Origin of the sequence: Bacillus sp. AFS040349 (assembly GCF_002577655.1) — a bacterium.
Taxonomy (GTDB): domain Bacteria; phylum Bacillota; class Bacilli; order Bacillales; family Bacillaceae; genus Metabacillus.
Window position 1 is genome coordinate 9,023 of sequence record NZ_NUMC01000035.1, and the last position, 9,167, is coordinate 18,189.

Sequence of the window (9,167 nt, forward strand, 5' to 3'; positions counted from 1 at the left end):
TTTTCAATATTATTCTAGGCATTAGGATTAATATTTCATTAAGATAGATTGAATGTTATTTAATAAGTAACCTTAAAATTATTAATAGCTATTAAACTAGTAACTTATCAATCTTAAGGTAAGAGTGTCATTGGATTAATAGGGTTTTTCCAAGCTCCATCATGAATCTCAAAATGAAGATGCTTTCCAGTAGACTGTCCAGTATTTCCCATATATCCTATTTGTTGTCCCTTACTAACAACTTGTCCGCTTTTTACAAATCTTGAATCCATATGTGCATATACAGTCGTATAAATTTTCCCATTAATGTTATGAGAGATAAAAACAGCATTCCCATAACTGCTTGAATAATATGAGCGGATGACCGTCCCCCCCGCAGAAGCAATAATTGGAACATTTGCTGCACGATTAGCTATATCTATTCCACCATGTAATTTACCCCAACGTTGACCATATCCTGAGGTAAATGTCCCTGCTGCTGGCCAGATAAAACTACTGTCGTCTACCGAAGTAGATAAGGTGACAGTAGTTTTAGTTGTTTTCTGAGATATTTCATTTTGTTGGCGTTCCATTTCTTGTTTAATTGTTGCTTCCTGTTCGGCAAGGAATGCCTCCTCATCTTCTAATTCATACAGTTCATTTTCTGCCTTTTCATGGTCAACTATAATTTCTGCCATAACTTTATCTTTTTCTGCAATTTGTATGTCTAATTGCTCTTTTAACGATTCGAGTTGCGTTAGTGCAGTGGCCAACTCTTTGAGTTCACTATTTAGCTCTGCTTCATTTTGCTCTAGAAGTTTTTTGTCTTTTTCATGCTCCTGTAAGATTCCTTGGTCTGCCTTTACAATAGTTGTAACTGCATTTACTCTACTTACAAAATCTCCAAAATCTTGAGCACCTAATAGCACATCTAAATAATTTATAACTCCACCACTCTCTTGAAGAGAGCGAACTCGATCTTGTAATAATAAATTCCGTTCTTCAATACGTGCTTCAATTTCTTTAATTTGCACCTTTAAGATTTCTATTCTTTCGTTAGCCTTATTAATCTCGCCTTGGCGTTCACGAATTTGTTCGTTTAATTGCGTCATTTTTGTATCAAGTTGTTTAATTTGATCATTAATATTCTTTTGTTTTTGTTCTAATTCAGCAATTTCACTTTTTTTGTTTTGGATACTTGAATTGACGCTTGATCTTTTATTTTGTATGTCTTCTTTTTTCACTTCTATATCTGAAGTAGCAGAAGCAATATTTTTATAAGGTAAAAAAGTAGCACTTGTTCCTATCATTATTGTTAATCCAATCATCATAATATTATTTCTCACACTATATTACCTCCGAATAACTAGGCTTTAATTATTAACTTCAAATATCATAACACTATAATCCGACAATATGTGCCAAAAAAATATTACATTCATGTTACATTGTTGAAATATTTATCCCCTTTAAATAAGAGAAACCTGTAGGTTATCCTCAGGCTGTAGTGAAAACCCATCAGCCTATTATTTCATCTAAATAATTTAACTATTCACCGCGTTAATTCAGTATAATCTATATGACAAATTGGAATGGTGATATTAATGTTTAATACAAGACAAAAATACAATATGAAGTTGAATTTATAGTAATAGATGACCTTGTTCCTGAAAATCATCTTATTCGAAAAATAGATAAATATATAGATTTTTCATTCATTCTTGAAAAGGTAAAACCTTATTATTGTGAGGATAATGGACGCCCTTCAATTGACTCTTTAGTTTTTATAAAAATGATGTTTGTTGGCTATTTATATGGAATTCGCTCTGAGAGGCAATTAGAAGAAGAGATTAAAATGAATATTGCTTATAGATGGTTTTTAGGGTTGAAATTATCTGATCGAGTTCCTCATCATTCTACAATAAGCTGGAATCGTAGAACTCGATTTGCAGAAACAAATATATCCCAAGAAATTTTTGTTGAGATCGTGTTTCAGGCAATGGAACATCGTATGGTAGGAGGAAGAGTTCTCTTTACAGATTCTAATCATTTAAAAGCTAACGAGAATAAACACATATTCAGCAGAGAAACTGTTGAGGTTGAGGCTAGAGATATTGAAGACTTAAATAAAGCTATTGAACAAGATCGTAAAGATCATGGGAAAAGCCCTAAAAGGAAGGATAGGAGGTGGAGGAAATCAAGGAAATACGAGTAAGTTCAACGATCCTGAAAATGGATTTATGTTAAGGGAAAACACACAGGAAATGTTCTGTTATCTAGATCATCGTACCACAGACTTTAAATTCAACATTATAAAAGATGCCTATGTTACATTAGAAAATGCTCATGATTCTGTTCCTTATTTGTCAAGACTTGTCAGCCAAATCGAGCAATTGGGTTTTAAAGTAGAAGCTTCAGCTTTGGATTCAGGATAATTAACTAGTGATGTTTGTATAGGATTATCAGATAGAGGCATATTTGGAGTAATTGCACATTGAAGATTTAAACAAACCAAAGGTTTGTTTCCTAAATGGAAATTTACAAATGATAAAGAGAATGATCTATATATTTGTCCAGATAAGGATAAGCTAACTTATCGAACAACAACTAGAGAAGTGTATCGAGAATATATATCTGATCCTAAAAAATGTGCAACATGTCTCCTTCTCTCACAGTGTACAAGGGGTCGAAAGCCAAACTCAAAGTAGTTTCTCGACAAGTTTGGGAAGACCAAAAGGATAAGGTTAGATTAAATCGCCTTTCTTCATATGGGAAAGACCTTTATAAATATATAAAAGTAAAGGTAGAGTGAAGCTTTGCAGATTCAAATTGGCTGCTACTTACATTTAAGTGGATTAAGGAATACAAATGATCAGGTGCTTCTCACACAGTAGCCTGCCAGAATATAAAAAAGATTGCCACACACCTAGCTACGTTAAGCTAGGTGTGTGAGAAGCTTTTTCTTTAGTTGTCTTAGGTAAATTAATATAAAAACTTTTTAAGAAATTAAAAAGCCTGTAGAGAAAAACACCCACTTTCTCTACAAGCTGAGAGCAACCTGTAGATTACTCTTTTGGGGTTAATATCGAATTTATTTTACTGGTGACAGTTCACTTTCAGTCACCCATTTATGGCTCTTTACTTCCTCTGCACCATTAAATGGAACATAATCAACCATATACACAGTCATCTTTTCCTGAATCAATTTGAGCATTTGCTCCTTTCATCCCCTCCATATGACCTGCTTCTATTACAACTTCACTTCCAGTTTGAAATGGATCGTCACCAGCCTCTTTAATTTCATCATGAATAACCCATTTATGATTTTCAACTTGTTTTCCCCAGTTGTTGGAGTTTACGAAACAGTATATACCGTAGTGTCGTATGCAACTACTATAGTTGCTTCTGCACCCTTCACACCTTCTATGATCATCTTCAATAATAGCTATACTGTCTACCTCATATGTTGGACTTTCTCCTTCTTCCAACCCTTCAGGAACACTACGGGAGGCAACTGTAGGGAATCTTCCGCAATGGACGAAAGTCTGACGGAGCAACGCCGCGCGATCGATGAAAGCCTGCTTGAACTACTCATATCCATTTCATTAGGGTCCATACCTTCCATGCTCTCATCTTCATCACTTTCCATTTTTTCTCCAGTTTCAGTACCATTATCAGTATTGGAATATGCACCTAATACTAAGAAAAAGGTAGCTATTCTATTACATTTTTCTTACCTTTTTAATGAATTCCTCTAAAGTTAGATTGTGTTTGTAGATTATATTTGCTTGTTTCTTTCCAACATATCGCAAATGCCAGGGCTCATACTTATACCCTGTAATTGATTCCTTCCCTTTCGGATATCTAATAATATATCCTTCTTTATGTGCATTTTCTTTAAGCCACTTTCCTTCTGTTGTTTCACCAAAACTTTCCAATAATTCAAAATTTAAACTTTTACTAGACACATCCATTGCTAATCCGGTTTGATGTTCACTTTCGCCAGGAAAAGCAACTACTTGTCTTGCAACAGCTTCTCCATTACTATTTTTTTCCGCATTATAGATATTTTGTTGCCTTGAAAAGGATCTATATCCAGAGATGGCTATTAATTCAATCCCTTCAATTGTTGCACGTTTAAATAAAGCCTCTAAAGCAGAAGCAGCTTCTTGTCTTACATATCGTTTTTCTACCTCCCTATCTTCAAATGAAAACTTGATATTTGGTATTACTAAACTTAATGGTTTGTAATTTTCAGGTAACGAATATTCTTTATTTACCAATGCAAGAATATTTGAAGGGTTTTGAATGACTCGGTTATTATCTACCATAGCTATTACATTAAAGTACTGAGACTCTATAGTAAAGTCGTCTTCAATTTTTTCAAGTAGCATAGGCTCTAATTGCTGATAACCTTTATCCATACCTGATTTCTTTATTTCTTGGCTTACCTGAATTGTTTTGCTTGAGTAAGCACTGAAAGCTATTACAACAAAAACTAATATAGTCATTGATTTAAAGAAAAAAAACATGGTATCCTCCAATGATCCTACAAAATTCACTTAAAGCATGATTCAGACCTAATTAATATATTCTTATAAAAAAGTGGAGAATATTTGAAGAAATTATGACAAAATTAACAATTAACTTAAGTTAAGAGTTCAAACAACCTTTCCTTATCCAAACGTAGATCAAAATCGCAAGCGCCTTAGTCAGACTAAAACATACATAATCTATCAGAAATAGAAAACGTTCCTTGCTTCTTTTCCTGATTGGCTTATGTCCCGATAGTCTAAGCGCTGCTATTTACTTAAAGAAAAAGAATAGAACCCAGCCATGCTAAACATTCATCTATAATGACATTTTTATCGTACAGGTTTCCATTTTCGTAAGAAAAACCTATTTCCTACAATGGATACAGAACATAAAGTCATAGCACCACCGGCTAGGATTGGATTTTAAAAACCTAGTGCAGCAACTGAAATAGATATGATATTAAGCAAATGCTTAGAACCGATTTTGCAAAGTTTTCGCAATTGTAGCTTATATACAATCTCACTCCCCTTTCAACATATACATTATAAATTCGTATATTATCACTTCTATATTTTCATATTACGTACGATTATGAGATCCTAATGTTTGTTTATCATTAATACTTTCTTATTTAGTTCCGTACGGAAAATTTAAATCCCTTTCCCCGTACCTTTCTTATTGGATTAACGATATATGGTAACTCTGTAACTTTTTACATAGTGTTCTGACTTGATCATCAACTATACTGATGTCAAGGATTTCATGAATGCTAAATATTTGATCAGTTAACATTTCACGAGTAAAAATAATTTCCTGATTTAAAGCTAGCAGCATTAGAAGATCAAATTCTTTAGGTGTTAATTCAAATGATTTGTTATTTATATAAATTCGCCTCTGTTTGTAATCTATTCGTAAATCCAAAACAGTTATGATAATTTCTTCTTTTAGTTCTAAATCATCTAATGTAATCAGAGAACTTTTAATATATTTTTGTTCAAAATCTTTATAACCTATTTGATTAGAGTAGTTTTTTCGAAATGTTTTTAGTTTGATCCAACTATTTACCATCTTCACTTTTTTGAGACACCTCACAAAATAGCTCCAAAATTAAATTTTTATATGAATAATCTAAAATGAAAGTCTACATATAAAACAAGTTGAAATTTAAACAAAAAATTAATTAAGAAAAGCTCAATACACTTATCGATATCTCTAAAGCGTATTGATATCAAATAATATTGTTATAATATAAAATAACAACTAAAATTGGAGTTTTTATGTAGATATTTTTATTTATAAAAATTTATGCATTAAGTAGAGTCCAATACCATAAAGCAATTTTTACACTTGATGCTCAAATATAATCAGATAGCTGAACAGTCAGAAGTCTGCAGAGGTCAAGTACCTACTCGAGATGAACGGTACAGTCTTTCCCTCCATCTATCTGCTCCATTTACTCTGTACCACATTCTGCAGTAAGGACTTTCTTTTGTAATGCAAACTCATCCAATGTTACCTAGCCTTATATGAAATTCGTGTTCCTCAGAGGTTTGCCGCTCGCTTCTTTCAGATTCCGCGTCACCACGGACACCTTTCGTTAAGCTAACCACTACTACTGCCTTCGTGGCTCGGGACTTACACCCTATAGACTGTACCCATGCCGGGCGAACATTAAAAAGCACCAATTCCTTGGAACTGGCGCTTGTATATTTGTAAATTAACTTTCAAATAGGTCAGAACATTAAAACAAAGTTTCAATACTTTATTATTAAAATGATAAACCGGTATTTTTTTCGATTAGCCCTAAGCATTTTTTTAACACCTTAATAAGAAACTATATAGATTATTATGAATAAAACTAAAACGTATGATCTTTTTCTTTCTCAATATCTAGAAATAACAATAGTTTATATTGTCTCATACCTACAATTGTACTTGCTGTGCCAACAATACAAAAAATTAATCCAACAATTATGCCTATAGTTGATAGGTTAAGAAATAACTGATTTAAGCCGTAAAATCCTACGAACAATCCAAGAGATACTTTTGAATTCACACTATATCTTTTTTTGTGAAAAGGTAACTTGCTTCGATGAGCTTTCATTTTAAAGTAAAGATAAAAACATAAAGATACCAGTATTAGAATACCTAGTACATTCAAATTTAACACCTCTTAGTTTTTAATAAACAATTTCAGTTTTTATATGAGTAATCCTATCTACTATTTTAATTTCTCAATTGAGATTAAATATCTTCGTATTTCCGTCAAAAATCAATTCTCCTTCATCTACTTCTACGGCTTTCTGACCATTTATTTTTTTGACATCGAGTGACACCTCACTTCCAACGATTGTTAGATTTTGAATCCCAACTTTCTCCCCCATCGCAAAAATATACACAAATGGATATACACTGTTTACTGTTGTTTTTAAAGATTGGATGATGATATCATCTTTTGGCTTCCCAATAGAATTAATAATTAACAACCCGTCTTGCTTTAACTTTTTATTTGTTAGCGTGAAGAATTCCTTTGATATTAAATGAAAAGGAATTTGATCTGTATTGTTATATGCATCTAAAATAATCACGTCAAACTCATTTTGTTGTTTCTTTAGTATATTCCTCCCATCGCCAATCACTACACTGTTACCTTTATAATTAAAATATTTCCGACTGACCTCCAAAACTCCCTTATCTATTTCAGCAACTATTACTTCCTTATTCACTTTCTCAAAATGTGATGTCAGCGTTCCTATGCCATGTCCTATAATAAATACCTTTTCGCTACTGTTTGCAAAGGTATCAGAAATTTCCCATATACTTTTCGCATAATCTAAAACCAATTTGCTGGGAGTATTCATATCCATCATACCTTGAATGGTTGTCTCATTTCCGAATGTAAGGTAGCGAAAATCACCAGATTGACCATTATAAAAATCCGTTCCGTATACGTAAACCTCATGGTATAGACTTGTTGTTCTGTATAATTCCTCAGATAATTGTGATTTAGTAGAAATAAAAGGAAATATAACTGAAATAATTGATATTACTATTAACACAAATTGAAGTTTACCTTTTTCTTCATTATAAAAAAGAAAGGCTATATATATCAGGAAAGCAAATATACCAATTACTGAATTAATATGTGTTAATGGTATAAAGAAAAAAGTGGTCACCAAAGTACCTAATACACTTCCTATTGCTGATGATGTATGAAGATTTCCAATGAGTTTACCATTTACCCTACTTTCTAGGCCATCTTTCATTAAAACAGTTACAATACTACTGAATATCAAATTAGGAATGAAGTACAAAGTAATTACACCAAATGTAGTTCCTAGTTCATTAGAAAGTGACTCTAAATAAGGAAATATAACATTCTTTATGATTGGGATAAGAGCAATAGTTAAAATCCCAAAAGTATAAAGGTAACTCATGATTTTTTTTACTGATTTTAAATCTGCAATAAAACCACCAAGAATATAGCCAATTGAAGACCCTACAAGAAAAATGGAGATAATAATTCCCCATGTATAAACTGTATTTCCAAAAGAAGGTGCAATAAAACGCGTAGCCGTCATCTCAAGCCCCATAATGATAAAACTTACGACAAAGAGATTAAAGTAGATTTTTTTATTCTAAAATAAGCTTCCTTTCTTATCCATCCTACCTTACCAAAAATTACAGTGTGTTTTCGAAAAATTCACCTTACTTCATTATTGATAATAAAAATTATAAAAGAGAAATGTGTAGAAAATATGTATCTATTAAAAACAACACATGTTATTTCACTAAAAATATGTTCCGATTAAATTCATTGACTTATTGATTAACAGGACTTGTTTACTTTACACATTATTTGTAATAATGGTCAATCGTACAAACTAGTTAAAATAATATATACATTAAAGGATTACCTTTTTAATTGGAGGGGAAAATTTGTTTAATATTTTTGCAAGCCTTGATCCAGTTCAACAAGCTTTAAACACTGAACTTGGAGCTAGTCTATTTTTACAACTAAAAATGTTAATGATAAAATCCTTAATAGTATGCTTGGATTAGAGGTAGAGTTGTGATTGCAGCTAGCTTTTAGCTCTTATTTAGATGTCCGAAAAAGGAACATTATCTCCTTGGCTACCTGCTGCTGTTGTTTTTTTATTAGGCGGACTTTTCTTATGGGCTGTTGATAATTTCCCCCATATCTACACCCTAATCCCCTAATAAGCGAAGCAGAGGGAATTCGTCCCACAACAAAAAAACGAAGCACGTTGCTTGTTCTAGCAATCACATCAAGCAATATTCCAGAAGGCCTCGCTGTAGGTGTGCTTTTTTGCTGAGTTTCCTTTTGCTTCATTAACAGCTGCAATTGCTTTAGCAATTGGTATAGGGATACAAAACGCAGTTTCCTTCCCCTTAAGAAAAGATGGCTTTTCAAGAAGAAAGAGTTTTATTCTGGCCAGTTTTAAAGGTATGGTTGAACTAGTTGCAGCCATGTTAGGAGCAGCTTAAGCAATGTCACAAGAAAAGGGAAATAAAGACTTAGCATCATTAAGTTTAATGTTAGCTTTACATTATGATGGCATTGGATGTTGCTCTTGGTTAAAACTTTAACAGGTAAACGATTTGTTACTCAAAAGGGGCTGACCCAAAAG

Annotated in this window: 7 protein-coding genes and 2 pseudogenes; 3 read left to right on the forward strand and 6 right to left on the reverse strand. The window is 32.5% G+C overall.

What is annotated here, in order from left to right; translation table 11 throughout:
• Window positions 1–113: 113 nt before the first annotated feature.
• Complete coding sequence (locus tag COD11_RS27850) at window positions 114–1,325, reverse strand: murein hydrolase activator EnvC family protein (RefSeq protein WP_098796465.1); 1,212 nt, start codon at window positions 1,323–1,325, stop codon at window positions 114–116.
• A gap of 252 nt (window positions 1,326–1,577) precedes the next feature.
• On the opposite strand from COD11_RS27850, the pseudogene COD11_RS09180 reads away from it, so the two are divergent.
• A pseudogene (locus COD11_RS09180) lies at window positions 1,578–2,923 on the forward strand (IS1182 family transposase).
• Window positions 2,924–3,070: 147 nt separating this feature from the next.
• Here the strand turns inward: COD11_RS09180 and COD11_RS26475 are convergent.
• Window positions 3,071–3,536, reverse strand: a pseudogene (locus tag COD11_RS26475) (YdhK family protein).
• Here COD11_RS26475 and COD11_RS27245 point away from each other — a divergent pair.
• On the forward strand, window positions 3,513–3,737 hold the full coding sequence (locus COD11_RS27245) for a hypothetical protein (protein ID WP_218012733.1): 225 nt from the start codon (window positions 3,513–3,515) through the stop codon (window positions 3,735–3,737). The pseudogene COD11_RS26475 and the gene COD11_RS27245 sit on opposite strands and share 24 nt — an antisense overlap.
• Here COD11_RS27245 and COD11_RS09185 read toward each other — a convergent pair.
• From COD11_RS09185 to COD11_RS09200, 4 genes are all read right to left on the reverse strand, one after another.
• Window positions 3,702–4,511, reverse strand: coding sequence for a M15 family metallopeptidase (locus COD11_RS09185; protein WP_098796466.1), 810 nt, complete (start codon window positions 4,509–4,511; stop codon window positions 3,702–3,704). The genes COD11_RS27245 and COD11_RS09185 overlap by 36 nt on opposite strands.
• A 679-nt stretch (window positions 4,512–5,190) precedes the next feature.
• On the reverse strand, window positions 5,191–5,607 hold the full coding sequence (locus COD11_RS09190) for a winged helix-turn-helix domain-containing protein (RefSeq protein WP_141549664.1): 417 nt from the start codon (window positions 5,605–5,607) through the stop codon (window positions 5,191–5,193).
• Window positions 5,608–6,373: 766 nt separating this feature from the next.
• A complete protein-coding gene (locus COD11_RS09195) occupies window positions 6,374–6,685 on the reverse strand; it encodes a YtpI family protein (RefSeq protein WP_255301570.1) in 312 nt (103 codons plus the stop codon).
• Window positions 6,686–6,749: 64 nt separating this feature from the next.
• Window positions 6,750–8,096: a fused MFS/spermidine synthase gene (locus COD11_RS09200; RefSeq protein WP_255301571.1), complete on the reverse strand. Its 1,347-nt coding sequence runs from the start codon at window positions 8,094–8,096 to the stop codon at window positions 6,750–6,752.
• 739 nt (window positions 8,097–8,835) lie between these two features.
• Between COD11_RS09200 and COD11_RS27420 the strand changes: the two genes are divergently transcribed.
• Window positions 8,836–9,024: a ZIP family metal transporter gene (locus tag COD11_RS27420; RefSeq protein ID WP_255301572.1), complete on the forward strand. Its 189-nt coding sequence runs from the start codon at window positions 8,836–8,838 to the stop codon at window positions 9,022–9,024.
• Window positions 9,025–9,167: the final 143 nt, after the last annotated feature.